Below are 26629 nucleotides of genomic sequence, written 5' to 3' on the forward strand. Positions count from 1 at the left end.
CTGCGCCTGATCGTTCATCGACGCGCCAGTTTGTCGCCCTACAAGGATGGTGTGGGGCGATATCGGCGGGTCTTGCTGTGGGCGTGGATGCTGGGGGCGGGCGGTCCGGCGGCGGCGCAGGCGCTCGTCACGCCGCCGCCGGTCGTCGCCGCCGCGGCGGTGCAGTCGCCCGAGGCGGCGCGGGCGCAGGATGCGGCGGCGGTGGCCGAGCGGCTCGGCGTGACGGTCGAGGAGGCGATCCGCCACCTTCGCCTGCAGGAGGCGAGCGTGCCGGTCACCGATGCGATCGCCGATCGTTTCGCCGATCGGTTGACGGGAATCGCGGTCGAGCATCGCCCCGGCTTCGGGATCGTCGTGACGCTGACCGGCGACGCGCCCGTCGCCGAACAGATCGTCGATCTCGACGGCACGCCGGTGCGCGTGACCTTCCGTACCGGCGCGGTGGCCAGCCATACCGGGCTGGTGCAGGCGATCACCGCCTATCAGGCGACGATCCGCGCCAGCCTGATCGCGCCGCCGGGGCTCGGCATCGACCAGCGCAGTGGCGAGCTGGTCGCGGTCGTCTCGGGCCGCGACGTGGCGCGCGAGGGCGCGGCGCCGCTCGCCGAGCGGCTCGCGGCGCTGACGCATGTGCCGGTGCGGCTGCGCGTCGTCGATCAGCCGGCGCTCGACATGGGGGGCATCCAAGGCGGCGCGCGCGTCGTCGGCCAAGTGCCGGGCGATACGCATCGCTATCTGTGCACGGCCGGTTTCGTCGTCACCGATGGCTTGCGTACCGGGCTCGCCACCGCGGCGCATTGCCCGGACGAACTCAGCGGACGCGATGCCGACGGGCACGAGCAAGCGCTGCCGTTCGTCGGGCAATGGGGCTGGGGGCATCAGGACGTGCAGATCAACAGCAGCGCCGCGCCGCTGGCGCCGCTGTTCTTCGCCGATACCGCCAAGACGATCAGCCGGCCGGTCACCGGCGCGCGCGGGCGGGCGGGGATGCGCGCGGGCGACATCGTCTGCCATCGCGGCGAGCGGACCGGATACAGCTGCTCGCAGGTCGAGCTGACCGACTTCGCGCCTGCCGGCGACCTGTGCGGCGGCGCCTGCCTGCCGACCTGGACGACGGTGGCGGGGCCGGTTTGCAAGAGCGGCGACAGCGGCAGCCCGGTGTTCCTCGGCGATACCGCCTATGGCATCCTCAAGGGCGGCAGCTATCGGCCGGATGGCAGCTGCGCCTTCTATTTCTATATGTCGACGGATTATCTGCCGACGGGCTGGCGTCTCTTGATGGTCGGACCGAGCGTCCCGCCCGCGATCAGTGGGTGACGCGCTCCAGGCGTTCGAGCAACGCGCGCATGTCGTCGGGCATCGGCGTTTCGCCGAACACGCCGCGCAGCGCATGGCCGAGCGGGTCCGCCGGCCGCGGGAGGCGGACGACGTAATCGCCGCTGCGGTCCTTTCGCGATGTATGCATGGCGGTGTTCATGACGGTCAGAACGATCGTTCGACGGAAACGTTGCGACACCCGTAAAGGATATGCCGATGCCAGCCGTCACCGTTGCAATCGACCGCGCACGCGCGCATGCGCCCTTCCTGTCGCTGTTGCTCGATCGCGAGCCGGCGCTGGCGGCACGGCTCGCCGCGGGGCGGTTCGACCTGGACTATACGACGGCGACGCCCGACATGCCGGTCGCGCGGCAATTGCGGCTCGACCGGCGGGCGCTGGCGCTGACCGTCGCGATCGGCGACCTCGCCGAGGTGATGGACCTTACCGCGGTGACGCGGGCGCTGAGCGACTTCGCCGACCGCGCGCTCGACCGCGCGATCCGCGCGGCGATCGAGGAGCGGACCCCCGGTGCCGAGCCCCGCGGCTTCGCGGTGATCGCGCTTGGCAAGCAGGGCAGCCGCGAGCTCAATTATTCGTCGGACATCGATCCGATCCTGATCTTCGATCCGCGCACGCTGCCGCACCGGGCGCGCGAGGAGCCGGAAGAGGCGGCGGTGCGGATCGCCAAGCGCGTCGTCGAATTGCTCCAGGCGCGCGACGGCGACGGCTATGTGCTGCGCGTCGACCTGCGGCTGCGGCCCTCGCCCGAGGCGACGCCGATCGCGCTGCCGGTCGACGGGGCGATCGGCTATTACGAATCGCAGGCGCTGACCTGGGAGCGGGCGGCGTTCATCCGGTCGCGCGCGGCGGCGGGCGATCTCGAACTCGGCCGGTACTTTCTCGATGCGATCCGGCCGTTCGTCTGGCGGCGCGGGCTCGATTTCGGCGCGATCGGCGAGATCCGCGACCTGTCGCGGCGCATCCGCGATCATTATGCGAGCGGGCAGGCGTTCGGCCCCGGCTACGACCTCAAGCGCGGGCGCGGCGGCATCCGCGAGGCGGAGTTCTTCGCGCAGATCCACCAGCTCATCCACGGTGGCCGCGACCCGGCGTTGCGCACGCCGGCGACGCGCGACGCGCTCGCCCGGCTCGCCGAGGCGGGGTGGATCGGCGCGGACCAAGCCGCAGCGCTGACCGGCTCCTATAGCTTGCTGCGGACGATCGAGCATCGCGTCCAGATGATCGACGATCGCCAGACGCACACGCTGCCGACCGGCGAGGCACTCGATCGGGTGGCGCGGTTGCACGGACTGGCCGACGGGGTCGCGCTGATCGACCTGCTACGCGGCCCGGTGGAGCAGGCGGGGCGCATCTACGACGCGCTCGACGATGGGCGCGAAACCGGCTTTCCGCACGACCCGCAGGCGCTTGCCGAGCGGCTGCACGAGGCGGGCTTCCCCGATGGCGAGGCGGCGGCGGCGCGGATCGCCGGCTGGCGCGCCGGGCGCTATCCGGCATTGCGCAGCCCGGCGGCGCGCGCGGCGCTGGAAGCGGTGCTGCCGGTGCTGATGCCCGCGCTCGCCGGCGCCCCCGACCCGGCGGCGGCGCTGCTGCGGCTCGACGTGTTGCTCGAGCGGCTGGCGAGCGCGATCAACATCCTGCGGTTGCTCGAAGCGCGGCCCGGCCTGGCGAGCCTGCTCGCGACGATCCTCAGTCACGCCGCGCCGCTCGCCGAGGCGCTGTCGACGCGACCCGAGCTGATCGACTGGCTGATCGATCCCGGCGCGTTCGAGCCGCTCGGCGAGGTGGCGACGCTCGCCGCCGAGATGACGCGCGGCGAGGGGCGGGACTATCAGGCGCTGCTCGACCATGTCCGGCGTATCGTCGGCGAGAAACGCTTCGCGCTGGGGTCGCAGGTGGTGGCGGGGGCGGCCGATCCGCTCGATGCGGCGACGGGCTATGCGCGGCTCGCCGAGGCGGCGATCGCGGTGCTCGCCGAGGCGACCGTCGCCGAATTCGCGCAGGCGCATGGCCGGGTGCCGGGCAGCGAATTGCTGATCCTCGCCTTCGGCCGGCTCGGTGGCGGCGCGCTGACGCATGCCAGCGACCTCGACCTCGTCTATCTGTTCACCGGAGATTTCAGCGCGGAGTCGGATGGCGCGAAGCCGCTCGGCGCGACGCTCTACTACAACCGGCTGGCACAGCGGGTGACCGCGGCGCTGTCGGTGCCGACCGCGGCGGGGCCGCTCTATCCGGTCGACACGCGGCTGCGGCCGTCGGGGACGCAGGGGCCGCTGGTGGTTTCGCTCGACTCGTTCGCGCGCTACCAGCGCGAGGAGGCGTGGACCTGGGAGCATATGGCGCTGACCCGCGCGCGGCCGGTGTTCGGATCGGCGGCGGGGCGGGCGGCGGCGGCGGCCGTGGTCGCCGGGGTGCTCGCTGGCGCGCGACCGGCGCGCGACCTTGCCGGCGAGGCGGTGGCGATGCGCGCCGAGATGGCGCGGCACAAGCCGCCGACCGGGCCGCTCGACGCCAAGCTGCTGCCGGGCGGGCTGGTCGATCTGGAATTCACCGTCCATTTGACGCAACTGCGGCATCGCACCGGGCTCGACCCGCATCTCGGGTCGGCGATCGAGGCTTTGGTGGCCGCGGGGCTGTTGCCGGCGGGGCTGGCGGCGGCGAACGATTTGCTGACCCGCCTGCTCGTCGTGCTGCGGCTCGTGGCGCCCGACGCCGCCACGCCGCCGCCGGCGACGCGCGAGCTGATCGCGCGGGCGCTGCGGTTGGCGGATTGGGCGGCGGTGCTTGCCGCCTTCGATGCGACGCGGCAGGAGGTCGCGGCCGCATGGACGGGTACGACAGGAGATGCAGATGGATGACGGCGCGACGATCCCAGCGGTGACGGTGATTGCCCCTGACGGCTCGCCGATCCGGCTGGCCGAACTGCCGCTGCCGGCGGTGATCTATTTCTATCCCAAGGACGATACGTCGGGGTGCACGCGGGAGGCGCAGGACTTTTCGGCGCTGTCGGCGGACTTCGACGCGGCCGGCGTGAGCGTGCTCGGGATCAGCAAGGACCCGCCCGCCAAGCACTGCAAGTTCATCGCCAAATACGACCTCACCGTCGGTCTGGCGAGCGACGAGGACGGCAGCGCCTGCGACGCGTTCGGCGTGTGGGGCGAGAAGCAGATGTATGGCAAGACCTATATGGGGATCGAGCGGGCTACCTTCCTGTTCGGTGCTGACGGCCGGCTGGCGCAGGCGTGGCGCAAGGTGAAGGTGCCGGGCCATGCCGCGGCGGTACTGGCGGCTGCGCGGGGGGCGTAGCCCGGGCCGGCACGCTGTCGGAACACGATCGTCACCGAGACCTCTGCGAAAGTCACCGTGTGCTCCTGCGAAAGCAGGAGCCCAGGAGTCCCGAACGCCATGAGGCGTTGCTTTGCTTGGCTCTGGGCTCCTGCTTTCGCAGGAGCACTGCGTTGATTTATCGGTGGTGGTGGCTTTTGCAGAGGGCTCGACCTGTTTAACGCTCCCGATCGCTGTGCGAGGGTAGATTGAAGCGTCAGCTTCCAACCGTGATCGTGCCCTTCGCCTTCCCGCGGTCGTCGGCTAGGTCGAGGCGGAAGGGCTGGTGGTCGTCGGTGGTGCCGGTGAGGCCGGCGCCGGTCTGCCTGAGCGTGAAGCCGGCCTTGCCGAGCCGGTCCTGGAACCAGCCGCGGACCTGATCGGCGGGGGCGGGGCTGGTGAAGCGGACGCGCAGGCTGCCCGCCTCGTCCTTGCCGGCGACGTCGAGCTTGTCGATCGTCGAGCCGGGATAGAGGTGGACGCCGTTGAGGTCGAAATTGTCGGCGTCGAGCTGGATCCTGGGCAGCTTGATCTGGCCCGAGAAGCCGGGGACGGCGATCTTCACCTGACCCGATTTGGCGTCGACCGCGCCGAGGACGTTGCCGCCGTCGGCGTTGATCGACACCGACGTGCCCTCGCCCGAACGGTCGCAGGCGGTGAGCGGCATCGCGAGCAGGGCGGTACAAAGCAGCAGGCGGGTCATGGCAGCCCTCGTGTGTTGATCGGGCAATACACGTAGGGCGTCGCGCCGCGGCGATCAAGCAGGGTTCCGATGGCCGCCGCTTGCGGGTAGGGGAGGCGGCATCGTGACCCGTTCCATCCCCACTTCCGCGCCGGCGCTCGACGGCGCTGCCCCTGCTCCTGCCCCTCATGTCGCCGGCGAGCCGGCGGGCGCGCCGATCGGCTTCGTCGAGTTCGTCGCCCTCGTCGCGGCGCTGATGTCGCTCGCCGCGCTCGGCATCGATTCGATGCTGCCCGCGCTGCCGGCGATCGGGCGGTCGCTGGGCATCGCCACCGAGAACCAGCGCCAGTTCATCGTCACCGCCTTCGTGCTCGGCTTCGGCATCGCGCAGCTCGCGCATGGGCCGCTCGCCGACCGGTTCGGGCGGCGGACGGTGCTGCTGTGGGCGATCGGCGGCTATGTCATCGCCAACATCGCCTGCGCCGTGTCGGCGAGCTTCGTGCTGCTGCTCGCCGCGCGCGTGTTCGGCGGGGCGATGGTCGCCGCGACCCGCGTCGCCACCGTCGCGATGGTCCGCGACTGCTACCACGGCCGGCCGATGGCGCGGGTGATGTCGATCGCCTTCATGGTGTTCATGATCGTCCCCGTGCTCGCCCCCGCCTTCGGCCAGACGGTGCTGCTGTTCGCCAATTGGCGCGGCATCTTCTGGGTCGTCGCCGGGCTGAGCCTGGTGATCTGGACGTGGTTCTTCGTGCGCATGCCCGAGACGCTCCACGCCGATGCGCAGCAGCCGCTGTCGGTGCGGCGCGTCGCCGGCGGCTGGAAGCAGACGCTGAGCGATCGCTGGTCGCTCGGCTATACGCTCGCCTCGACCTCGCTGATGGGCGCGCTCTACGGCTATCTCAATTCCGTCCAGCAGATCATGTTCGATACGTTCAAGCACCCACAGCTGCTCGCGGTGATGTTCGCCGTCACCGCGGCGCTGATGGCGGGCGCCAATCTGACCAACGCGCGGCTGGTGATGCGGCTCGGCACGCGGCTGATCAGCCACAGCGCGGTGATCGGGCTGGTCGTGCTGAGCACGATCCACCTCGCCGTCGCGCTCGCCGGCTATGAGACTTTGGTCGGCTTCGTCATCCTCCAGGCGCTGACGATGGGCTGTTTCGGGCTCGCCACCTCCAATTTCTCGTCGATGGCGATGGAAAATATGGGCGGGATCGCCGGCACCGCCTCCAGCGTCCAGGGCTTCACCAGCGTCACCTTCGGCGCGGTGATCGGCGTGGTAATCGGCCAAGCGTTCGACGGCAGCACCGCGCCGCTCGCCGCCGGCTTCCTGATCTGCGGCGTCGTCGCGCTGGGCGTCGTGGCGGTCACCGAACGCGGCCGGTTGTTCCGCGCCGCCTGACGGCCGCGGAACCGCCGCCGCCTCCCCGCCGTTCGCACCGGGTAACACGAGGAGGTTTCGATGGGTGGACATCAGGTCACGGGCCATGGCTCGGGCGACGACGGCTATGACGAAGAGGGCTATGACGAGAGCCAGCGCGCCGAGATCCTGGAGGCGACGCGCAACGGCCCCAGCGACGGGCTGGTGCTGACCGACCTCAACCCCGACCTCGGCGACGACGACGAGGAAGACGAGCCGATCGACGAGCTCGACATGGATTCGGAAGAGGTCGGCGAGAGCGATCCGACCGTCGACATGGACGAGGCGGATATCGACGAGGACGACGCCCAAGACGATTTCGATGCCGGCACGACGTCGGACGAGGACGACGATCTGGACGACGCCGACGCCGTGGCGCTGCGCCCCTGATCCGGGTCGGCATCGTTCGCCTGGCCCGTGCCGGGGAACGATGCCGACGGGGCGGCGTTTGCGCTGCCCCTGTGTAATCGGACCCGTTATGCGTATCCTGCTGCTGCCCCTGCTGGGGGCGATGAGTTTGGCCGCCTGCTCGCGCCCGGCGAGCCAATCGACGGACGCCGCCGTCAACGTCGAAGCGGCGGCATCGCGGGCGCAATCCGACATCGCCAATTACGCCGCCGGCAGCGGCCATCGCGCCGTGCGGACCGCGGCACGGCCGTCGCCGATGCCGAGCGCGTCGCTGCGCAAGCTGGCCCCGCGCGCGCCCTGATCGCGCCCGCCTTCGCACCGGCGATATGATCGGCGCGAGCCGTCGTCGACCTCGCGCAGACCCGGACGCACCGATTGCCGTGGGTTCGTTCATCCGGGTGACAGGAAGTGTGGCGCGAAAGCCACAGCGGCGGACGTTCCGGGCAAAAGTGCCGTCGCGGTGCAACAAAGGTCCAAAATCGCAGTTTGGACGGACCTGGGTTGCACGACGCTGCGGTGTCGTCGCCCGAGTTGAGGCAACACAAGGTACATTCATATGCGTAAGCTCGCCCTCGCGGCCGCCGTTGCGGCAGCGTCCTTCGCCGTCCCCGCCTTCGCGCAGGACATGTCGACCACCGGCACGACCGACACCACCGTCGCCACCGACGCGCAGGTCGACACCGCGCCCAAGGCTCCGGACGGCACGCGCGCTTTCGGCATCGAGCCGTATGTCGCCGTGATGGGCGGCTGGGAGCAGTTCGACCGCCAGGCCGTCGCCGGCATCCCCGCGCAGCCCAAGGGCTATAACCTCGACGGCGCGCTGGTCGAAGGCATCGTCGGCTTCAACGTGCCGCTCGGCCCGGTGTTCGTCGGCGCCGAGGGTGCGGTCGCCAAGGGCGTGTCGGGTGACATCGACTGGCAGTATGGCGCCTATGGCCGCTTCGGCTTCCGCGCCGGCGACAGCGGCCTGTTCTACGGCAAGGTCGGCTACCGCTGGAACAACTTCGACAAGTTCGCTCCGGGCGTCGCCGGCGACCTGAACCGCGACTATCACGCGACCGTCTATGGCATCGGCGCCGAAGTCGGCCCGAAGGACATCGGCCTCGGCGGCCTGACCGGCAATTCGGGTCTGCGCCTGCGTATGGAGGTTTCGACCTTCGACGACGCGCACAGCTTCCGCCCGATGGCGGGTGTGGTCGCACACTTCTAATCGTTCGTCAGAACGGTTCGAACGGGGCGGGTCTGCTACGGCAGGCCCGCCCTTTTTCGTTGTGGCGCCGGTGGTTGCCGCTCGGCCGCTGCCTATATCGGCAGCATGGTCGGACGAGTGAAGCGCAGGGCGGGGCTGGCGGAGGCCGAGGCACGCGCCGCGCGCGAGGCGCCGCCGCCACCCTGCCCGATCTGTGGGCGGGCGCTGGGCGTGAAGGTGGAATGGCATCACCTCGTCCCCAAATCCGAAGGCGGGCGCGTCACCGCCGCGGTCCATCCGATCTGTCACCGCACCGTCCATGCGCTGATCCCCAATGCCGAGCTGGCGCGGACCTATGCCGATCCGGCGGCGCTTGCCGCGCATCCGGGGATCGCGCGCTTCGTCGCCTGGGTGGCCGACAAGCCCGCCGACTTCCACGCGCCGACCCGCCGCAGCCGCTGAGGCTGTTGGACGGCATATCGTGTCCGGTCAGGCGGTTGGACGCCGAACGTGGACAAGATGGACACCTTAATGGAAACGATCGCCTTCCATCGTTTCGACTTCTGAACCCATTGCAAAGAGCGTCGCGTCGCCCGTCGTTGACGAGCGGCGAGGACGGGAGCCTAGCCGGCGGCGATGCGTGTAGGACAGCGCGGATCGGCGCTGCGGGCGGATCGCCATGCGTTCAATGGCTTGGCGGCGTTACGGACGGAGGCCGGGGGATCGCGATCCTATTGTGGCGCGGCGGCGCGCGCGACTCACTCGCCGATGAGGTTGGCGACGGTGGCGAGGTCGGCGGCATTGGCGACGTCTCCCGACGCATCGGTGATCGCAGCATTGCCGTCGGCGCTGTTCGATGCCGAGCCGGCATAATCGACCGCCGCCCAGACGATCCCCCCGGCCCAGAGCAGCGCCGCCCAGCGGCTGCGGAAGATACGCGGGGTGGGGAGCACAACAGCTCCCTAGCGGCGACGCCTTGACGCCGTGTTGCGCAACAGGGTTAAGAGCGGCGCGCAGGCTTGACGTTGGTCAGCGAGCTGGGATTTTGCGTGGAACGAGACAATGGTGGTTAAGGCGCGAGACTATGCTTTACTAGCTGAAGCGCGGATTTTTGCGTTGATTAGGATAAGTTCTGGAGCCGAACCTAGAGCGGCGATTTGTGTTAAACGGGCAGCTTCGACTTGCTGAAATCTTTTGCCCATTCCACCTACGTCTAAAACAATATATTTGCTTGCAGCGGCTTTCTCGGCGGAATTGTATATTTGGATTTGCTTTGTATAGCCCTGTAGCATTTTCGGATTCTTTGATAGTTTTAGTTCGACTAAAACTCGATCGTTGGCGCCGGTCGAAAATTTGAAGTCGACCGGCCCGCGCCCGGTATCTGCTTCGGGGGTAATATCAAGATTATTAGCTTCGCAATATGACAGAGCGGTCATATAGAACAAGCGTTGTGCCGCCTTTTCGACGCGTGGCTGGCCATTTTCCGTATGGAACTCGCGCCATAGGTCTCTATTTTCAACTAAGTGTCGAAATTGAGATACGATCTTGTCAACAATATCTATCGTTGAAGCAGCGTTATTGACTAACGGCTTCTGGATAGGAAAAGGGTGTTGCGTGACAAGCCGGTCAGCAAACGTTCTCCAGACAAACTCACCTAGTCTATCATTGACAAAATCATATGGCTTTCCATCCATGCCATGAATCATGTCCAGCAGGTCGCCAAATGCCTCTTTGCCAGAAATTGCCCACTGTCTAAGATGTGATTTGCTTTCTAAAGTCTTTCTAGACCACAAGCTGGATACGGTAGAATTTAAGCTGTCTCGAAAGCGTTTGTTATCTTCGCTGACAGTTTGAATGCCCGCCCAATCTAATGCTACGGGAAGTTCCCGCAAAACGTCAAGGGGCATAAGAATAACCGGAATGCGGCGGTTTTTAAACAAGGGGTTAACAGCAAAATGGCCTTCATATCGAAGGCCATTTTTTAGCATAATGCTGAAGTGTTCTGTTGGAACATTAATAGCACTATATATTCGTAAATTGAATTTTGCGATTTCTCCAAAGCATACGTTGGTGAACATGTCACCAATCATGTCTGGCCCAAAATCCTCTTCAAATAAACCAACCGCCATGAACAAGTCGGGATCATCAATGCCCATCTGTGCGACCTGAAGGCCAGTTACGGCTAGCCTTCCTGTCATTTTTGGTCCGGAACCCGATCCCGAAATGGAGCCTGAGCCGTAGCCTAAACATGTGCCTTGTATTTCAGGAAATGAAAGTCTTTGAAACGCCGCCTTCCAAGCGGCGTGGTCTTTGTTGCCGTTGCTATGCAGGAGGAGGCGTCTAACCTGTTCGAAATAATTATCGAATGTCGTTCGCGCTTCCTGCATCTCAGAATGAACGCTGGCATCAAGCAAAATCGGATCAGGAAACAATTTTGTGTCAATGTTGAGCGTTGGGTCAAAGACGCCGGCGGCTGCTAACACTGACGGGCTAACGCCGAAGTGCTTACTGAAAAGATGAGGCTTGATACCGCTTTGTTTCACTCCGCCGCAACCCCAGCCTGCGAGAACATGTCGCCGCTGGCCTCGCCCGCATCCTCGTTCGCCGGGCGGCCGATCTTGGCCTTCTGGCGCTTGTCGAACGAATCCCAGACGTCGTTCCACTGGCCCTTGGTCGCGGCCTTCGAATATTCGGTCGCGCGCTGTTCGAAGAAATTGGCGTGCTCGACGCCGTTCAGCATCGGCGCCAGCCACGGCAGCGGGTGTTCGTCGATCATGTAGATCGGCTTGAGGCCGAGCTGCCCCATCCGCCAGTCGGCGATGTAGCGGATGTACTTCTTGATCTCCTTAGGCGTCATGCCGTTGACCGGGCCCATCTCGAACGCGAGGTCGATGAAATTGTCCTCGAGCCGGATCGTCGTCTGGCAGACGTCGGCGATATCGTCCTTCACTGCCTTGGTCAGGCACTGGCGCTCGTGGCAGAAGGTGTGGAACATCTTGATGATGCCCTCGCAATGCAGGCTCTCGTCGCGGATCGACCAGGTGACGATCTGGCCCATGCCCTTCATCTTGTTGAAGCGCGGGAAGTTCATCAGCATCGCGAAGCTGGCGAAGAGCTGCACGCCCTCGGTGAAGCCGCCGAACATGGCGAGCGTGCGGGCGATGTCCTCGTCGTTCTCGACGCCGAAATTCTGCATGTAGTCATGCTTTTCCTTCATCTCGGCATATTCGAGGAAGGCGCCATATTCGCTCTCGGGCATGCCGATCGTGTCGAGCAGATGGCTGTAGGCGGCGATATGCACCGTCTCCATGTTGCTGAACGCGGTCAGCATCATCTTGACCTCGGTCGGCTTGAACACGCGGCCGTATTTCTCGTGGTAGCAATCCTGCACCTCGACGTCGGCCTGGGTGAAGAAGCGGAAGATCTGGGTGAGCAGGTTGCGCTCGTGGTCGGTCAGCTTCTGCGCCCAGTCGCGGCAATCCTCGCCCAGCGGCACCTCTTCGGGGAGCCAGTGGAGCTGCTGCTGACGCTTCCAGAATTCGAACGCCCAGGGGTATTCGAACGGCTTGTACTGCTTGCGGGCTTCGAGGAGGGACATGGGGACTACTCCGTGGGATCTTCGTAAATAGGATATCGGGCGAAAGAGGTTAGGGCTGGCCGCTCCATTGCCACATCGCATGCGCCGAAAAGGCGAGGACGATGGCGAGGGAGACGGCCATGATGCCGGCCATGCGGTAGACGTAGACGCGCGCCGGCCCCTGCGGGCGGCGCAGCTCGAACAGCATCCACGCGCCGCCGAGGCCGAACACCGCGGCGACCGCGAACATGACGAGGCTCTGCAGCGGCATCAGGGCGCGGCTCGGGCAGGGACGCGCGATGCATCCAATTGCGGGGCGGGTCGTTGGACCGCCGAACCCCTTGCAGGAGCTTTGTCATGCACGATCACAGCAACATCAAAGAGCATATGACCGTCATCGGCGCCGACGGCGTCCACGTCGGCACCGTCGACCACGTCGAGGGCGAGCGCATCAAGCTCACCAAGAACGATTCGCCGAGCACCGAGGACGGGCAGGGCGGCAAGCATCATTACCTGCCCGCCGGCCTCGTCGCCGAGATCGAGGGCGATACGGTGCGGCTGTCGGCCACCGCCGCCAATGCGGTGGACATGTTCGAAGAGGCGGAGTGATCCGCTAACGCCTCTCCCCTTGTGGGGGAGGTGCTCCGCGGCCGCGGGCCGTGGGAGGGTGAGGGGGCCGTCCATCATGGGCGGCCCTTTTGCTTGTCGGCGACGATCGCCGCGATCGTCTGCACGACGCCGTCGCGGGCTTCCATCACATCGGCATTGGTGAAGCGGATCACGTGGTAGCCTTCGGTCTGGAGGAAGCGGGTGCGGGTGGCGTCGCGCTTGATCTTGGTGGCGTGGTCGTCGCCGTCGACTTCGACGATCAGGTGCAGGGCGTGAGCGGTGAAGTCGGCGTGATAGGGGCCGAAGGGGACCTGACGGCGGAAGCGCAGGGTCGGGAAGGCTTCGCGCAGGGCTTGCCATAACCGCAACTCCGGTTCGCCCATCTCCTTGCGGAGCTTCCGCGATCGGGTGACGGTGAGGGCGGGGAGCTGTTGGCGTTTGGTCAGGCCGTGCGCATTCCCCCTCACCCTTCCCACGGCCTGCGGCCGCGGGCCCCTTCCCTCTCCCACAAGGGGAGAGGGAGCTTGAGCCTCTGTTCCCTCTCCCCTTGTGGGAGCGTCGGGTAGACAGCGCCCCGCGCTGTCTAGGCCATGCTGGGAGCATGGCCGACCCGACGCTGGAGGGAGCGCCGAAGGCGCGGAAGGGTGAGGGGGAAGCGTCATCTTTGGTCCATGTCCGCCGTCAAGCTCGTGACGAGCGCCGCCCCGCTACCTCACTGGCACGCCAGACATTCGTCATAGTCGGTCGTCTCGCCGATCTCGAACTTGGGCGCGGCGATCGTATTGTCCGCCTCGACCCCGCCCGATCCGGCGAACCCGGCGCGCTGCACCGACTTGGAGCGCAAGTAATAGAGCGACTTTATGCCGAGCTCCCACGCCCGGAAGTGGAGCATCAGCAGGTCCCACTTCTCGACGTCGGCGGGGATGAACAGGTTCAGCGACTGCGCTTGGTCGATATAGGGCGTGCGGTCCCCGGCGAGTTCGAGCAGCCAGCGCTGGTCGATCTCGAAGCTGGTCTTGTAGCAGTCCTTCTCCTCCACCGAGAGGAAGTCGAGATGCTGGACCGACCCGCCGTGCTCGAGGATCGAGTTCCACACCGCATCGCTGTTCTTCGACTTCTCGTTGAGCAGCTTTTCGAGATAGGGGTTCTTGACCGAGAAGCTGCCCGACAGCGTCTTGTGCGTGTAGATGTTGGCCGGGATCGGCTCGATGCACGCGCTGGTGCCGCCGCAGATGATGCTGATCGACGCGGTCGGCGCGATCGCCATCTTGCAGCTGAACCGCTCCATCGCGCCGGTGTCGGCGGCGTCGGGGCAGGGGCCGCGCTCGATCGCGAGCTGCATCGAGGCTTCGTCCGCCTGGCCCTTGATGTGCTTGAACATCCGCAGGTTCCACGACTTGGCCATCGCCCCCTCGAACGGCAGGCCGCGCGCCTGGAGGAAGGAATGGAAGCCCATCACGCCGAGCCCGACCGAGCGTTCGCGGCCCGCGCTATAGGCGGCGCGCTCCATGCCCGGCTCGTGGCGGTCGATATAATCCTGCAGGACGTTGTCGAGGAAGCGCATCACGTCCTCGATGAAGCCCTTCTCGTCCTTCCACTGGTCCCATGTCTCGAGGTTGAGGCTCGACAGGCAGCAGACCGCGGTGCGGTCGTTGCCGAGATGGTCGACGCCGGTCGGCAGCGTGATCTCGCTGCACAGGTTCGAAGTCGACACCTTGAGGCCCAGCTCGCGATGATGCTTGGGCATGTTGGAATTCACGTGGTCGGCGAAGACGATATAGGGCTCGCCGGTCTGCAGGCGGGTCTCGACCAGCTTCTGGAACAGCGAGCGCGCATCCACCGTCTGGCGGATCGTCTGATCCTTGGGGCTGCGCAGATGCCATTCCTCGCCGTTGCGCACCGCCTCCATGAAGGCATCGGTGAGCAGCACGCCATGGTGCAGGTTGAGCGCCTTGCGGTTGAAATCGCCCGAGGGTTTGCGGATCTCGAGGAATTCCTCGATCTCCGGATGGCTGATGTCGAGATAGCAGGCGGCCGAGCCGCGGCGCAGCGAACCCTGCGAGATCGCGAGCGTCAGGCTGTCCATCACGCGGACGAAGGGGATGATGCCGCTGGTCTTGCCGTTGAGGCCGACCGGCTCGCCGATGCCGCGGACGTTGCCCCAATAGGTGCCGATGCCGCCGCCGCGCGAGGCGAGCCAGACGTTCTCGTTCCAGGTGTCGACGATGCCGTTGAGGCTGTCGGGGACCGAATTGAGATAGCAGCTGATCGGCAGGCCGCGCCCGGTGCCGCCGTTGGACAGCACCGGCGTCGCCGGCATGAACCACAGCTTCGAGATATAATCGTACAGGCGCTGCGCGTGCGCGGCATCGTCGGCATAGGCCGAGGCGACGCGGACGAAGAGGTCCTGATAGCTCTCGCCCGGCAGCAGATAGCGGTCGTTCAGCGTCTCCTTGCCGAAGTCGGTGAGCAGCGCGTCGCGGCTATGGTCGACCTCGACCGGATAGGGGCGGGCGCGGACCGCCTTGCTGCCGGTGCCGACCGCCTCGGTTGCGGGGGAGGCGGTGGTGGCGCGTGCCGCATCGGTGGTGGCTTCGCCGGCCGGTGCTTCGATCGTGTCGCTGGTCATTGCTTCACCCTGCGTGTCCCTGAAATCCATCGAAACCGATCCTTCGTTCTCTAAGTGTTCGAATCGGCGGTGCATTCTCATGCTACCACCAAGGCGGCCCGAGGAAGAGAACAAAATGAGCACATCGCGACTACGCGGCTTGCCCGGTGCCGATGCCCGATATGGGGATCGACGGTGTTCTCTACCAGCAATTGGGTCCGCCCCCGAACTCAACCCCCACAAGTTGTGGCAAACCGACGCGGCAGGCAAGGGGGTAATGCGGCGGAGCGAGGCCGGTTCCGCCCCGCCGGTGCACCCCGGCAGCGGACGATGCCGCACGACGCGCGGACTTCCGCGGGTTACGGAAAGCGCAAGGGAACGATGCGGGAACGAAAATTTTTAGTCGCGGCGAATCCGGACATGAATCACGCGCCTAGCGGGTAGGACGGGACTAGGGTGGGACCGACATTCCGTCAAAATCCTCCCCCGCCGGGGCAGGGCTATCGCATATGAAGATTTCTGTAAGTCCGTCGTGTGCCAAACCCACCCCGTCACCCCGGACTTGTTCCGGGGTCCACCCCGCGGCGAGGAGAAAGGCTTGGTTCTGTACCGTCCTCTTGCGGCCCGGTGGACCCCGGAACGAGTCCGGGGTGACGAATCTCGTGAGGAAACCAATCGAGCCTTATCAGCTAGCCATATGAGATAGCCCTGCCCGCCAGGGGGAGGAGTTACGTTACGACGATGAAGGTCGATCGGGACTAGGTCGCGCGGCGGGCGACGCGGCCGGGCTGTGCCTGCTGGAGCCGGTCGAGGTTGAAATTCTCGGCGAAATGCAGCCCCGCCTTGCCGTCCTGCGCCCAGGCGACGCGGGCGGCGAACATCTGGTCCTCGACCAGCTCGATCAGCACGTCGAGCCCGACCGCTTCGTCGTCGATCGCGACGCCGTCGATCATCGCGCCGCTCGCGGAGATGTTGCGGATGCGCACGTCGCCCTGCGTGCGGCCGATCGCGAGCCGCGCCGAGCGCAGCATCTTGGTGCGCGGCGTGCGGCTGACCTTGTGGCCGACCGGCGCGGCCTGCACCGCGCCGCCGAGCTGCACGATCACCTCCGCATCGGCGATGCCGGCGCCGTAGACGAAGCCTTGGATATGGCTGCAGCCCAGGGTGCGGACGAGCTCGATCTCGTCCTGGATCTCGACGCCTTCGGCAGTCGTCTCCATGGCGAGCGTATCGGCGAGCGTGACGATGGCGCGGATGATCGCCGCATTGCGGTTGCCCGGCTGCGCGGCGCCGCGGACGAAGCTCTGGTCGATCTTGATCTTGTCGAACGGCGCGGTGCGCAGATAGCCGAGGCTGGAATAGCCGGTGCCGAAATCGTCGAGCGCGAGGCGGACGCCGAGCGCCTTCAGCGACCGGAACATCGCATCGGTCGCGCCGGATTCGTCGAGGAACACGCCCTCGGTGATCTCCAGCTCGAGCCGCGACGCGGGCAGGCCGCTGCGCGCCAGCGCCGAGGTGACGATCGCGGGGAAGGCGGGGTTGGCGAACTGGATCGGCGAGACGTTGACCGCGACGCGCACCGCGCGCGGCCAGCGCGCGGCGGCGTCGCAAGCGGTGCGCAGCACCCATTCGCCGAGCGCCTCGATCAGCCCGCATTCCTCCGCCACCGGGATGAAGTCTGCGGGCGAGATGCGGCCGCGCACCGGATGCTGCCAGCGCAGCAGCGCCTCATAGCCGGTGATTTCCTCGGTCGCGGTCGAGACCACGGGTTGATAATGGAGGTGGAAGCCGCCTTCCGCCAGCGCGGCGCGCATGTCGTCCTCCAGCGCCTTGCGGCTCTTCGCGCCCGACAGCATCTCCTCGGAGAAGAAGCGGTGGACGCCGCGGCCGTCGGCCTTGGCGGCATAGAGCGCGAGATCGGCGTTGCGGACCAGCTCCTCGGCATTGTCGCCGTGCTGGGGGGCGATGGCGATGCCGATCGAACAGCCGATCGTCACCGTCGCGCCGGCGATGAAATAGGGCTGCGACAGCGCGGCGATCAGCTCCCGGGCGAGCGTCGTCAACGTATCGCGATGGTCGATCGCGGGCAGCAGCACCTTGAATTCGTCGCCGCCCAGCCGGCCGACCAGCCCGACCGCGCCGACGACGCGTTCGAGCCGCTGCGCGACCTGCTTGAGCAAGGCATCGCCGGCCTGATGGCCGAGCGTGTCGTTGACCGCCTTGAACCGGTCGAGGTCCATCAGGAACAGCGAGGCGGGGCGCAGCACGCCGCCCTGCGGTTGCAGCGTCTTTTCGAGGCTCTGGCGCATGCGCTGGCGGTTGGCGAGGCCGGTGAGGCCGTCGAACAGCGCGAGGCGGGTGATCTCGGCATCGGACTTGCGCTTCTCGGTGAGGTCGCTGCCCGAGCCGATGAAGCCCTGGAAGCGGCCGAGATCGTCGATCACCGGCCGGCCCGAGATCGACCACCAGCGGTCGGGCTCGGTGCCGTCGGTGCTGCCGGTCGCGCAGACGGTATAATCGGCGAACGAGGTGCGCGACGAGATGTGGAAGGCGAGGGTGCGTTCGGTGCCCGGCGAGGCACTGTCCATCCGGAACACGTCGGTGAGCAGGCAGCCGCCGGGATCGCGATAGGGCGGGGCGAGCGCCGCGGCGACCTTGGCGGAGAGATAGGTGATGCGGCCCTGGCGGTCGGCCTCCCAGAACCAGCCGGTGCCATGGCCTTCGAATTCGGCGATCATCTTGACCGCGAGGCTGCCCTCGCGCGCGGCGGAGACGCGGCGCTGCACCGCGAGGCCGTCGAGCCGGGCGAGCCGCGCGGTGGCGACGCCGAGGCAGACGAGGAAGGCGAGCGCGACCAGTGCCGGCAGCACGCTGTCGGACAGGAGCGCGAGCATCAGCACCAGCCCGGCGCCGAAGCCGAGCGTCGCGGCGCGGACCGGGTGGAGGGCGATGCTGGTCATGCCGATCGCGCCGGCGAGGCCGACGAAGCAGCCGAGCTGGACCGGGCTGATCGGCAGCCGCGTCGACGCCCAGAGCAGCCAGAGCAGGGCGGCGGCGGCGACGGTGGCGCTCGCCACCAGACCGCGGGTGCGGACGTGCGGCGGCCAGCCGCGCGGCCGCGACGCCGCGAGCAGCGCATAGGCGGCGAGCGAGGGCAGCAGCAGCGCGACGATGGCGACGACGATGCCGACCGGCGCGCCGTTGGTGGCGACGTCGCCCAGCGCCGCGCCGATCAGCACCGCGCTGGCGATTCCCTGCGCGGCGAGCGCGAACGGCCAGATCGTCCGGACGTGCGCGAGATGGCCGGCGTGCATCTGCGCCTCATGGTCGCTCTGCTCGCCGCCGAGACCGAGCAGGCGCAGCACCGGGACGGCGGGGATCTGATCGGGCGTGGGGGAGGGCAGGGGCATGACGCGCAAAATAACGTGTGATGGTTGAGAAAGCTTTGCGATCACGGGGGTTTTTGGGTCGCGGTGCTGGTGTTCGTCACCTTCGGGGAGAGGCGTGGGCGCGCGGTTTTTTTTGGGGTACGTCAGGCATCGGCAGTGCTCCCGCGCAGGCGGGAGCCCAGGGTCACGTACGCCACGAGACGTTGTTTTGCTTGGCTCTGGATTCCCGCCTTTGCGGGAACACTGAGGGGGGCGACATCGCGGGGTCTCGCGGACCTCCCGCCTCCGCTGGGGTACGTCAGGCATGTGCAGTGCTCCCGCGCAGGCGGGAGCCCAGGGTCGTGTACGCCACGAGACGTCGTTTTGCTTGGCTCTGGGTTCCCGCCTTCGCGGGAACACTGGCGGGGGGCGACATGGCGGGGTTTCGCAGAACGCTCGGCAAGTGCCGGGGACGACACCGGCTCCGGTCCGAAACGTGCCTTGGCGGCCATCCTTCCGGGCTTTAAGGCGGGCGCGAAGGAGCCCGCCCCGTGACCACGACCATCCGCGCCACCGACCTGATCGACAGCGTCGCCGATGCGCTGCAATTCATCAGTTACTATCATCCGATGGATTACATCCGCGCGCTCGGCGAGGCCTATCAGGCCGAGCGGAGCCCGGCGGCGAAGGACGCGATCGCGCAGATCCTGACCAACAGCCGAATGTGCGCCGAGGGGCATCGGCCGATCTGCCAGGACACCGGCATCGTCACCGTCTTCGTCAAATGGGGGCAGGATTGCCGGCTCGACAGCGACCTGTCGTTGCAGGAGGTGATCGACGAGGGCGTGCGGCGGGCGTACTTGCACCCGGAGAACAAGCTGCGCGCCTCGATCCTCGCCGATCCGGCGTTCACCCGGCGCAACACGCGCGACAACACGCCTTCGGTGCTCCACGTCGAGATGGTGCCGGGGTCGCGCGTGTCGGTCGACGTCGCGGCCAAGGGTGGCGGGTCGGAGAACAAGTCGAAGTTCAAGATGATGAACCCGAGCGACAGCATCGTCGACTGGGTGCTGGAGATGATCCCGCAGATGGGCGCGGGCTGGTGCCCGCCGGGGATGCTGGGCATCGGCATCGGCGGCACCGCCGAAAAGGCGATGCTGCTCGCCAAGCAATCGCTGATGGGTGCGATCGACATGGGGCAGCTCAAGGCGCGCGGGCCGAAGAACGATATCGAGGCGCTGCGCATCGAGCTGATGGACAAGGTCAATGCGCTCGGCATCGGTGCGCAGGGGCTGGGCGGGCTGTCGACGATCCTCGACGTCAAGATCCTCGACTGGCCGACGCATGCCGCGTCCAAGCCGGTGGCGATGATCCCCAATTGCGCCGCGACGCGCCACGCGCATTTCACGCTCGACGGCAGCGGCCCGTCCTATCTCGAGGCGCCGAAGCTCAGTGACTGGCCGCAGGTCGACTGGCAGCCGGACAGCGCCGCGATCCGCGTCGATCTCGACACGCTGACGCCCGAGGTGGTGGCGCAGTGGAAGCATGGCGACCGGCTGCTGCTCAACGGCAAGATGCTGACCGGGCGCGACGCCGCGCACAAGCGGATCGCCGACATGCTGGCCAAGGGCGAGCCGCTGCCGGTCGATTTCCGCGGGCGCGTGATCTATTATGTCGGGCCGGTCGATCCGGTCGGCGAGGAGGTCGTCGGGCCGGCGGGGCCGACGACGGCGACGCGGATGGACAAGTTCACTCGCATGATGCTCGACCAGGGGCTGCTCGCGATGGTCGGCAAGGCCGAGCGCGGCCCGGCGGCGACCGAGGCGATCGCCGAGGCGAAGAGCGCCTATCTGATGGCGGTCGGCGGTGCGGCGTATCTCGTCGCGCGGGCGATCAAGGGGTCGAAGGTGGTCGGCTTCGAGGATCTCGGCATGGAGGCGATCTACGAATTCGAGGTCAGCGACTTCCCGGTCACCGTCGCGGTCGACAGCGCGGGGCAGAACGTCCATCAGCTCGCGCCTCTGGTGTGGCGCGAGAAGATCGCACGCGAGGGGCTGCTGACGCCGGCCTGAGCGGAGGCGTCAGCAGCGGGACGGGCCGAGCCAGTGCCGCGGGCGGCGGTGGAACGGCGTCGGCGGCGGGTGGTTGGTTGGCCATCATGACGATGGGAGCCCTGCCATGAAGACGATCCTTGCCGCCGTGCTGATCCTCGCGCCGACGCTGGCGAGCGCGCAGACCGCCGATCCGGCACCGCAGACCGGCGCCGCCACCGGTACGTCGCAGGCCGGCGGTTGGCTGGGGCAGGCGCAGAGCCTGCTCGGCGGCGGCGGCGGGGCCGGGGCGCTGCCGCGGATCGGGTCGATCGGCGCGGGCAATGCCGCCGGGCTGCTCGGCTATTGCGTCAAGAACCGGTTGCTCGGCACCGGTGGCGGCGCGTCGGGCGCGGCGGGTGTGCTCGGACGGCTGACCGGACAGAAGGACGTGCAGAGCCAGCCGGGCTATGCGGCGGGCCAGGCGGGGCAGGTACAGGCGCCGGGCGGGCAGGCGCTGTCGCTCGACGGGCTGCGCGGGCAGGTGAAGAACCAGGTGTGCAATCTGGTGCTCAACCGGGCAAAGGCGTTCCTTTGACCCGGCTGCGGCCGCCGGTGGTCGTCGGCGACTGCGGGATCGCGAGCTGGAAGAACTTGCGGTCCACCATCATCACCGGGAAATTCACCGGCAGGCCCATACGCGATATCTCCCGAAAGCCGTTCTTCTTGTAGAAACGGTGCGCGCTGTGGAAATCCCGCGCGGTACCGAGAAAGACGTTCTGCATCCCGTTTTGCCGGGCATGCTGTACCAGCGCATCGAGCAGCCCGACGGCGACGCCAAGCTCGCGACCGCGGGCATGCGCGGCGACGAACAACTTGCGCAGCGCGCCGTTGCGTTTGGCGATGTCCTTGAGGCCGATCGTGCCGACGATCTCGTCGTCGCGCTCCGCCACCCAGAACCCGCCCGCGCCGGTCTGATAGTAAGTGTCGATCGCCAGCAGGTCCGGCTGATCGTCCGCGGTGATGGGCATCCCGAACTCGACCTGCTGGATCGGCAGGATCAGCGCCGGGATCCTGTCCCTGTCCGGCGCGGCATAGGGGCGGATGATCGTAGCCATGATCCCGTTATAGAGCCGTGCGCGCCGATGCGGTCGATCGGTGCGCGAACGGCGTTATCGGCGGCGGAAGAAGATCAGGAAGCTCGGCCGGTCGCGCACCGAGCTGAACGAGGACGCGGCCTGGTCGAGCCCCAAAGCTCGGGCGCGATCCGATAGCTGCCGGCCTTGCAGGCCGCTCATCACTCCGCGGTCCGCGTCGGGCGGCAGGCCCGGCGGATAGGTGCCGGAGACTTCGCAGACCGTCGTCGCGCAGCGGACGGTGAGGGGGTCGCTGCCGATGTTCGGGATATCGGCGAAGGCGCGGCGCAATTCGGTTTCCCGGCGTCCTGCCCAGCCCGCATCGCGTGCTTCGGCCCGAAACCGGGCGTGCAACTCCCGCGGGTCGCTGTCCAGCGGCGGGAGGTTGGCGGCGATCGGGTCATCTTGCGGTGACGATGAGGCGGCGGCGATCGGCTGCGGCGTGGGCGAAGCCGGCGGGGCGGTCGGTGCCGTCGTCGCGGACGGCGGCATCGGGCTGGCGGGGATCACGCGGACGGGCGTCGTGTCCGGCGGGGAGGGCACGACCGGATGGCGGCTATCGATCCGCCAGCCGAGCAGCGCAATCAGCGCGACGGCGAGCGCGACGATTCCAATGCGAACTCCAGGCGACATCCCGTCCCTCCCGATCATCTGTCCGGAAGGAACCTATCTTCGGACGCCGGCGAGTCAAAGCGGAAGTGCGGCCACGGCACGCTGGGCCAATGCGCCCTGCCCCAGATGTGAGAAGAGGGTGCCGTGCGCCTCCCGGCAGCCCGACACCCTCCAAACATGGTCAGCGGCCGGAGAGCTCCAGCCCGGGAAACCATGGGACCTCGTTCATCCTCGTCGTGCCGTTGATTGGGGGAGGATACCCCCCGACACGATTCAAACGGACGTCAGAAGCCGGTCCCCCGAACGAACCGAACCGAACTCACTGCTGAACCATGAGACATCGGATCACCTCCTTTCGCTTGTTGATAGCCATGTGACCGGACCCGGCCACAGCTGCAATGTGCACATGCGCCGCGGTGGAAACAAGTCTTGTAATGCAGGGGATTTTACGCGACGATTCCGACCCTCGCCGCCGCGTCAGCCGCGGCAGTCCTCGGTCACCCGCTCGATCTCCGCCCAGGCCGGCACGACCAGCGTCGGAGCGCCCGGCCGCTCGATCACGAAACGGCCGCGACTGAACCCCATCGCATCGAGCAGGCCGTCATTGGCCGCCAGCGTCGCGGCGAGCGACGGCGGATTGCCGCCGTTCGGCTGGACCGGGAGCGCGCGTGCGATGCTGGTGGTGCGTATGGTAAGGGTGGTCGCGGTGCTGCCGTCGACCGACAGGATGATCTGGCGCCGGTCGCGGTCGCAGCGCAGCGCAAGGCGTGCGGGGCCGCCGGCGGGGGCGAAGCGCGCGATGCTGCCGCGCGTGTCGCGCTGCCAGGTCCAGTCGCCCGGGGTCAGCGGCCAGTCGCGCCAGTCGGCACCGCGCGGCGCGGCGGTGACCGGCGGCGCGGGCAGCGCCACCACCGGCTTGGGCGCAGGGGCGGGCGGTGCCACCGGCTGGGGCACGCAGGCGCTCGCGGCGAGCAGCAGGGCGGTGGCGGAAAGGATGCGCATCGGGCGGCTTATGCGGGAAGGGCGGCGATGCCTCAAGCGGCGTGCGCGTGGAACCGGCGCGGGCAACGGGCGGTTCACCCGTCAACAACCAGGAGCATCCGATGTCGACCGACAGCCAGTCTACCACCGCTACGCAATTGCTCGTCCAGGCGAACGTCGCCCACACGCTGAAGGTGGAGAGCCGCGACGGCGATCAGGTCGGGTCGGTCTATGCGCTGATGGTGCACAAGGGCACGGGCCGATCGACGCATGCGGTGCTCAGCCTCGGCGGCTTCCTCGGCATGGGCAAGAGCTTCTATCCGCTGCCTTTCGAGCTGCTCCAGTTCGATCCGGTGCGCGATCTCTACGTCGTGACGATCGACCGCCGCCTGCTCGAGGGCGGGCCGAGCTGGTCGAACAACGCGCCGGTGTTCGACCAGGCCTATGCCGATCGCGTCGCGAGCTATTACGGGGTGAGCGCGGCGAACCTGACGACGGGCTAAGCGGCGCGGGGGACGATGCGGTCGAGCGCCTGGCCCTCCCTGCGCTCGACTTCCTCAAGATCGTAACTGTTCTGCAAACGCAGGAAAAACCCGTTCGACATGCCGAAGTACCGGGTCAGTCGCGCGTCGATCGAGGCGTCGATGGGGCGGCGGCCTGCAACGATCGCAGCCAATAGCGCACGATCGATCCCGGCTCCTGCGGACACCTCCTCGAGCGGGATCTCTGATCCAATCAGGAAATCCTCGCGCAGGATGTCGCCCGGATGGACGTTGTCCAGCCGGCCTTCATCCGCGATGGTAGTCCTCGATCCGGACATCGTCCGCGCCTCCGTTGGACCAGCGGAAGGTAAGCCGCCACTGGCCGTTTATCCGGACACTATATCGGGGAGGCGCATGGCCTTTCAACTGTTCGAGTCGGTTGCCGGGCGGCTGGCGCATATCGTCCAGACGATCCGCAGCGTCGAGTTGCCGCAGCTTGCGCCGGGCCGGGTCATGGATGTCGGGCGGCAACCGCCGGACTCGGCTGCCGCGAAAGATCGCCTGCGTCTCGGCGTCGGCGAAGCTGCGGATCATGAGGCCAACCTCCCGATCCGCAGTGCTGCCCCGACAATGTTACCGCCGTCGGACGGCGCTTACCGCCCGCCGCGGCGGCCGCCCATCCGCATCTTCTGTTCCTTGCCGTAGCGCGTCTTGCGGGTGCCGGGTTTGCCCTCGTTCGAGCGGCCCATGATCGGCGCCTTCTGCTCGTCGACGGGCAGGCCGAGTTCCTCGTTCTCCAGCTGGCGGATCTCGTCGCGCAGCCGGCCGGCTTCCTCGAATTCGAGGTCGCTCGCCGCCTTGCGCATCCGCTTTTCGAGATCCTCGATATAGGCGCGCAGATTGTGGCCGACCATGTGCGGCCGGTCCTCGTCGATCGGGATCGTGACCTGATCGCCCTGCGACACATGCGCGATGATGTCGCCGATGTTGCGCTTGATCGTCGTCGGCGTGATGCCGTGTTCGCGGTTATATTCCTCCTGCTTCTCGCGGCGGCGCGCGGTCTCGTTCATCGCCCGCTCCATCGAGCCGGTGATGCGGTCGGCATAGAGGATGACGCGGCCGTCGACGTTGCGCGCGGCGCGACCGATCGTCTGGATCAGCGACGTCTCGGAGCGCAGGAAGCCTTCCTTGTCGGCGTCGAGGATCGCGACCAGCCCGCATTCGGGGATGTCCAATCCCTCGCGCAACAGGTTGATGCCGATCAGCACGTCGTAGACGCCGAGGCGCAGGTCGCGGATCAGTTCGATACGCTCCAGCGTCTCGACGTCGCTATGCATGTAGCGGACCTTGATCCCCGCCTCATGCATATATTCGGTCAAATCCTCGGACATGCGCTTGGTCAGCGTCGTCACCAGCGTGCGATAGCCGGCGGCGGTGGTCTTGTGGCATTCCTGGATCAGGTCCTGCACCTGTTCCTCGACCGGCTTGATCTCGACGGGCGGATCGATGAGGCCGGTGGGGCGGATGACCTGTTCGGCGAAGACGCCGCCGGTCTGCTCCATCTCCCAATTGCCTGGCGTCGCCGAGACGCTGACCGTCTGCGGACGCATCGCGTCCCATTCATTGAAGCGCAGCGGCCGGTTGTCGATGCACGACGGCAGGCGGAAGCCATATTCGGCGAGCGTGATCTTGCGGCGGTGATCGCCGCGCGCCATCGCGCCGATCTGCGGCACCGTCTGGTGGCTCTCGTCGACGAACAGGACGGCGTTTTCCGGCAGATATTCGAACAAGGTGGGCGGCGGCTCGCCGGGCAGGCGGCCGGTGAGGAAGCGGCTGTAATTCTCGATGCCTGCGCAGCTACCGGTGGCGGCGATCATCTCGAGGTCGAAATTGGTGCGCTGCTCCAGCCGCTGCGCCTCGAGCAACTTGCCCTCGGCGACCAGTTCCTTGAGCCGTTCGGCGAGTTCGTGCTTGATCGCGTCGCCCGCCTGTTTGAGCGTCGGGCCGGGCGTGACGTAATGGCTGTTGGCGTAGACGCGCACGCTGTTGAGGCTCGCCACCTTCTTGCCGGTGAGCGGATCGAATTCGGTGATCTCCTCGATATCGTCGCCGAAGAAGGAGATGCGCCAGGCGCTGTCCTCGTAATGCGACGGGAAGATCTCGAGCGTGTCGCCCTTCACGCGGAAATTGCCGCGCGCGAAGGCGGCGTCGTTGCGCTTGTATTGCAGCGCGACGAGCTTGCGGACGATCTCGCGCTGGTCGACGGTCGCGCCCTTCTTGAGGTCGAAGATCATCGCCGAATAGGTTTCGACCGAGCCGATACCGTAGAGGCACGATACCGAGGCGACGATGATGCAATCGTCGCGTTCGAGCAGCGAGCGCGTCGCCGAATGGCGCATCCGGTCGATCGACTCGTTGGTCGACGATTCCTTCTCGATATAGGTGTCCGAGCGCGGCACATAGGCCTCGGGCTGATAGTAATCGTAGTAACTGACGAAATATTCGACGGCATTTTCGGGGAAGAAGCTCTTGAACTCGCCGTAGAGCTGCGCCGCGAGGATCTTGTTGGGGGCGAGGATCAACGCGGGGCGCTGCAATTCCTCGATCACCTTGGCCATGGTGAAGGTCTTGCCCGAGCCGGTGACGCCGAGCAGCACCTGATCCTTCTCGCCGGCGCGCGCGGTCGCGGTCAGCTCGGCGATCGCGGTCGGCTGGTCGCCGCTCGGGCTATATTCGCTGACCAGCTTGAACGGGCGGCCGCCCTCGACCTTGTCGGGACGTGCGGGGCGATGCGGAACGAAGCTTTCGCCGGTTTCCGGCTCGGCGAGGCTGGTGCGGATCTGGATGGCCATATCGGGGAC

Annotated in this window: 27 protein-coding genes; 12 read left to right on the plus strand and 15 right to left on the minus strand. The window is 67.1% G+C overall.

From position 1 onward, the window contains the following. Positions 1-72 precede the first annotated feature (72 nt). Positions 73-1317, plus strand: coding sequence for a chymotrypsin family serine protease (locus tag AC07UH_RS03285; protein ID WP_495179356.1), 1245 nt, complete (start codon positions 73-75; stop codon positions 1315-1317). Here AC07UH_RS03285 and AC07UH_RS03290 read toward each other — a convergent pair. After that, positions 1307-1465, minus strand: a complete 159-nt coding sequence (locus AC07UH_RS03290; RefSeq protein ID WP_171009311.1) for a hypothetical protein — start codon at positions 1463-1465, stop codon at positions 1307-1309. The two genes, AC07UH_RS03285 and AC07UH_RS03290, sit on opposite strands and share 11 nt — an antisense overlap. Before the next feature lie 62 nt (positions 1466-1527). On the opposite strand from AC07UH_RS03290, the gene AC07UH_RS03295 reads away from it, so the two are divergent. Both AC07UH_RS03295 and AC07UH_RS03300 read left to right on the plus strand, forming a co-directional pair. Beyond that, positions 1528-4197: a bifunctional [glutamine synthetase] adenylyltransferase/[glutamine synthetase]-adenylyl-L-tyrosine phosphorylase gene (locus AC07UH_RS03295; protein ID WP_495179355.1), complete on the plus strand. Its 2670-nt coding sequence runs from the start codon at positions 1528-1530 to the stop codon at positions 4195-4197. Further along, positions 4190-4645 (plus strand): peroxiredoxin, encoded by a 456-nt coding sequence (locus AC07UH_RS03300; RefSeq protein ID WP_495179354.1) that lies wholly within the window; start codon positions 4190-4192, stop codon positions 4643-4645. Before AC07UH_RS03295 ends, AC07UH_RS03300 begins: the two co-directional genes overlap by 8 nt. 235 nt (positions 4646-4880) lie before the next feature. Here AC07UH_RS03300 and AC07UH_RS03305 read toward each other — a convergent pair whose 3' ends face one another. Then, a complete protein-coding gene (locus AC07UH_RS03305; RefSeq protein WP_495179353.1) occupies positions 4881-5366 on the minus strand; it encodes a hypothetical protein in 486 nt (161 codons plus the stop codon). 103 nt (positions 5367-5469) lie between these two features. Between AC07UH_RS03305 and AC07UH_RS03310 the strand changes: the two genes are divergently transcribed. The 5 genes from AC07UH_RS03310 to AC07UH_RS03330 all read left to right on the plus strand — a co-directional run bounded on the left by AC07UH_RS03310 (position 5470) and on the right by AC07UH_RS03330 (position 8827). Next, complete coding sequence (locus AC07UH_RS03310; RefSeq protein WP_495179352.1) at positions 5470-6750, plus strand: multidrug effflux MFS transporter; 1281 nt, start codon at positions 5470-5472, stop codon at positions 6748-6750. Between the two features lie 60 nt (positions 6751-6810). Continuing rightward, positions 6811-7158, plus strand: a complete 348-nt coding sequence (locus AC07UH_RS03315) for a hypothetical protein (protein WP_038663589.1) — start codon at positions 6811-6813, stop codon at positions 7156-7158. Between the two features lie 88 nt (positions 7159-7246). Then, positions 7247-7477, plus strand: coding sequence for a hypothetical protein (locus tag AC07UH_RS03320; protein ID WP_495179351.1), 231 nt, complete (start codon positions 7247-7249; stop codon positions 7475-7477). A gap of 255 nt (positions 7478-7732) precedes the next feature. Then, positions 7733-8386: an outer membrane protein gene (locus tag AC07UH_RS03325; protein ID WP_038663583.1), complete on the plus strand. Its 654-nt coding sequence runs from the start codon at positions 7733-7735 to the stop codon at positions 8384-8386. Positions 8387-8503: 117 nt separating this feature from the next. Then, a complete protein-coding gene (locus tag AC07UH_RS03330; RefSeq protein WP_495189855.1) occupies positions 8504-8827 on the plus strand; it encodes an HNH endonuclease family protein in 324 nt (107 codons plus the stop codon). Between the two features lie 296 nt (positions 8828-9123). On the opposite strand, the gene AC07UH_RS03335 is transcribed toward AC07UH_RS03330, so the two are convergent. The 4 genes from AC07UH_RS03335 to AC07UH_RS03350 form a co-directional block, all read right to left on the minus strand. Beyond that, positions 9124-9318, minus strand: a complete 195-nt coding sequence (locus AC07UH_RS03335) for a hypothetical protein (protein ID WP_495179349.1) — start codon at positions 9316-9318, stop codon at positions 9124-9126. A 129-nt stretch (positions 9319-9447) separates the two neighbouring features. Next, positions 9448-10908, minus strand: a complete 1461-nt coding sequence (locus tag AC07UH_RS03340; RefSeq protein ID WP_495179348.1) for a DUF8370 family protein — start codon at positions 10906-10908, stop codon at positions 9448-9450. Further along, complete coding sequence (locus tag AC07UH_RS03345; RefSeq protein WP_038663577.1) at positions 10905-11963, minus strand: ribonucleotide-diphosphate reductase subunit beta; 1059 nt, start codon at positions 11961-11963, stop codon at positions 10905-10907. The genes AC07UH_RS03340 and AC07UH_RS03345 overlap by 4 nt, the downstream gene beginning before the upstream one ends. 49 nt (positions 11964-12012) lie before the next feature. Further along, the gene (locus tag AC07UH_RS03350) at positions 12013-12213 is read right to left on the minus strand and encodes a hypothetical protein (RefSeq protein WP_038663575.1); all 201 of its coding nucleotides are present in this window, start codon (positions 12211-12213) and stop codon (positions 12013-12015) included. 86 nt (positions 12214-12299) lie between these two features. Between AC07UH_RS03350 and AC07UH_RS03355 the strand changes: the two genes are divergently transcribed. Continuing rightward, positions 12300-12551, plus strand: coding sequence for a DUF2171 domain-containing protein (locus tag AC07UH_RS03355; RefSeq protein WP_037531986.1), 252 nt, complete (start codon positions 12300-12302; stop codon positions 12549-12551). Between the two features lie 74 nt (positions 12552-12625). On the opposite strand, the gene AC07UH_RS03360 is transcribed toward AC07UH_RS03355, so the two are convergent. The 3 genes from AC07UH_RS03360 to AC07UH_RS03370 all read right to left on the minus strand — a co-directional run bounded on the left by AC07UH_RS03360 (position 12626) and on the right by AC07UH_RS03370 (position 18569). Continuing rightward, positions 12626-13027, minus strand: a complete 402-nt coding sequence (locus AC07UH_RS03360; RefSeq protein ID WP_495189856.1) for an endonuclease domain-containing protein — start codon at positions 13025-13027, stop codon at positions 12626-12628. A gap of 236 nt (positions 13028-13263) precedes the next feature. Beyond that, positions 13264-15210, minus strand: a complete 1947-nt coding sequence (locus AC07UH_RS03365; protein ID WP_038663568.1) for a ribonucleoside-diphosphate reductase subunit alpha — start codon at positions 15208-15210, stop codon at positions 13264-13266. 707 nt (positions 15211-15917) lie between these two features. Beyond that, positions 15918-18569, minus strand: coding sequence for an EAL domain-containing protein (locus tag AC07UH_RS03370; RefSeq protein WP_495179346.1), 2652 nt, complete (start codon positions 18567-18569; stop codon positions 15918-15920). A gap of 509 nt (positions 18570-19078) precedes the next feature. On the opposite strand from AC07UH_RS03370, the gene AC07UH_RS03375 reads away from it, so the two are divergent. Together AC07UH_RS03375 and AC07UH_RS03380 are read left to right on the plus strand one after the other, a co-directional pair. Further along, the gene (locus AC07UH_RS03375; protein WP_495179345.1) at positions 19079-20599 is read left to right on the plus strand and encodes a fumarate hydratase; all 1521 of its coding nucleotides are present in this window, start codon (positions 19079-19081) and stop codon (positions 20597-20599) included. Between the two features lie 106 nt (positions 20600-20705). Beyond that, positions 20706-21155, plus strand: a complete 450-nt coding sequence (locus AC07UH_RS03380) for a DUF2501 domain-containing protein (protein WP_495179344.1) — start codon at positions 20706-20708, stop codon at positions 21153-21155. On the opposite strand, the gene AC07UH_RS03385 is transcribed toward AC07UH_RS03380, so the two are convergent. From AC07UH_RS03385 to AC07UH_RS03395, 3 genes are all read right to left on the minus strand, one after another. After that, on the minus strand, positions 21130-21675 hold the full coding sequence (locus AC07UH_RS03385; RefSeq protein ID WP_495179343.1) for a GNAT family N-acetyltransferase: 546 nt from the start codon (positions 21673-21675) through the stop codon (positions 21130-21132). The two genes, AC07UH_RS03380 and AC07UH_RS03385, sit on opposite strands and share 26 nt — an antisense overlap. A gap of 54 nt (positions 21676-21729) precedes the next feature. Beyond that, complete coding sequence (locus tag AC07UH_RS03390; RefSeq protein ID WP_495179342.1) at positions 21730-22344, minus strand: hypothetical protein; 615 nt, start codon at positions 22342-22344, stop codon at positions 21730-21732. A gap of 438 nt (positions 22345-22782) precedes the next feature. Then, positions 22783-23307, minus strand: coding sequence for a hypothetical protein (locus tag AC07UH_RS03395; RefSeq protein ID WP_495179341.1), 525 nt, complete (start codon positions 23305-23307; stop codon positions 22783-22785). A gap of 101 nt (positions 23308-23408) precedes the next feature. On the opposite strand from AC07UH_RS03395, the gene AC07UH_RS03400 reads away from it, so the two are divergent. Then, positions 23409-23789, plus strand: a complete 381-nt coding sequence (locus AC07UH_RS03400) for a PRC-barrel domain-containing protein (RefSeq protein ID WP_038663553.1) — start codon at positions 23409-23411, stop codon at positions 23787-23789. Here AC07UH_RS03400 and AC07UH_RS03405 read toward each other — a convergent pair. From AC07UH_RS03405 to uvrB, 3 genes are read right to left on the minus strand one after another with little or no spacing between them, the layout of a single operon-like run. Next, positions 23786-24106, minus strand: coding sequence for a HigA family addiction module antitoxin (locus AC07UH_RS03405; protein WP_495179340.1), 321 nt, complete (start codon positions 24104-24106; stop codon positions 23786-23788). The genes AC07UH_RS03400 and AC07UH_RS03405 overlap by 4 nt on opposite strands. Further along, positions 24075-24362 (minus strand): type II toxin-antitoxin system RelE/ParE family toxin, encoded by a 288-nt coding sequence (locus tag AC07UH_RS03410; protein WP_495179339.1) that lies wholly within the window; start codon positions 24360-24362, stop codon positions 24075-24077. The genes AC07UH_RS03405 and AC07UH_RS03410 overlap by 32 nt, the downstream gene beginning before the upstream one ends. 59 nt (positions 24363-24421) lie before the next feature. After that, positions 24422-26620 carry an excinuclease ABC subunit UvrB gene (gene uvrB, locus AC07UH_RS03415; RefSeq protein WP_038663545.1) on the minus strand — a complete coding sequence of 733 codons (2199 nt, stop codon included), beginning with the start codon at positions 26618-26620 and terminating at the stop codon, positions 24422-24424. Positions 26621-26629 lie beyond the last annotated feature (9 nt).

Source organism: Sphingomonas sp. GW821-FHT04B01 (assembly GCF_059420425.1).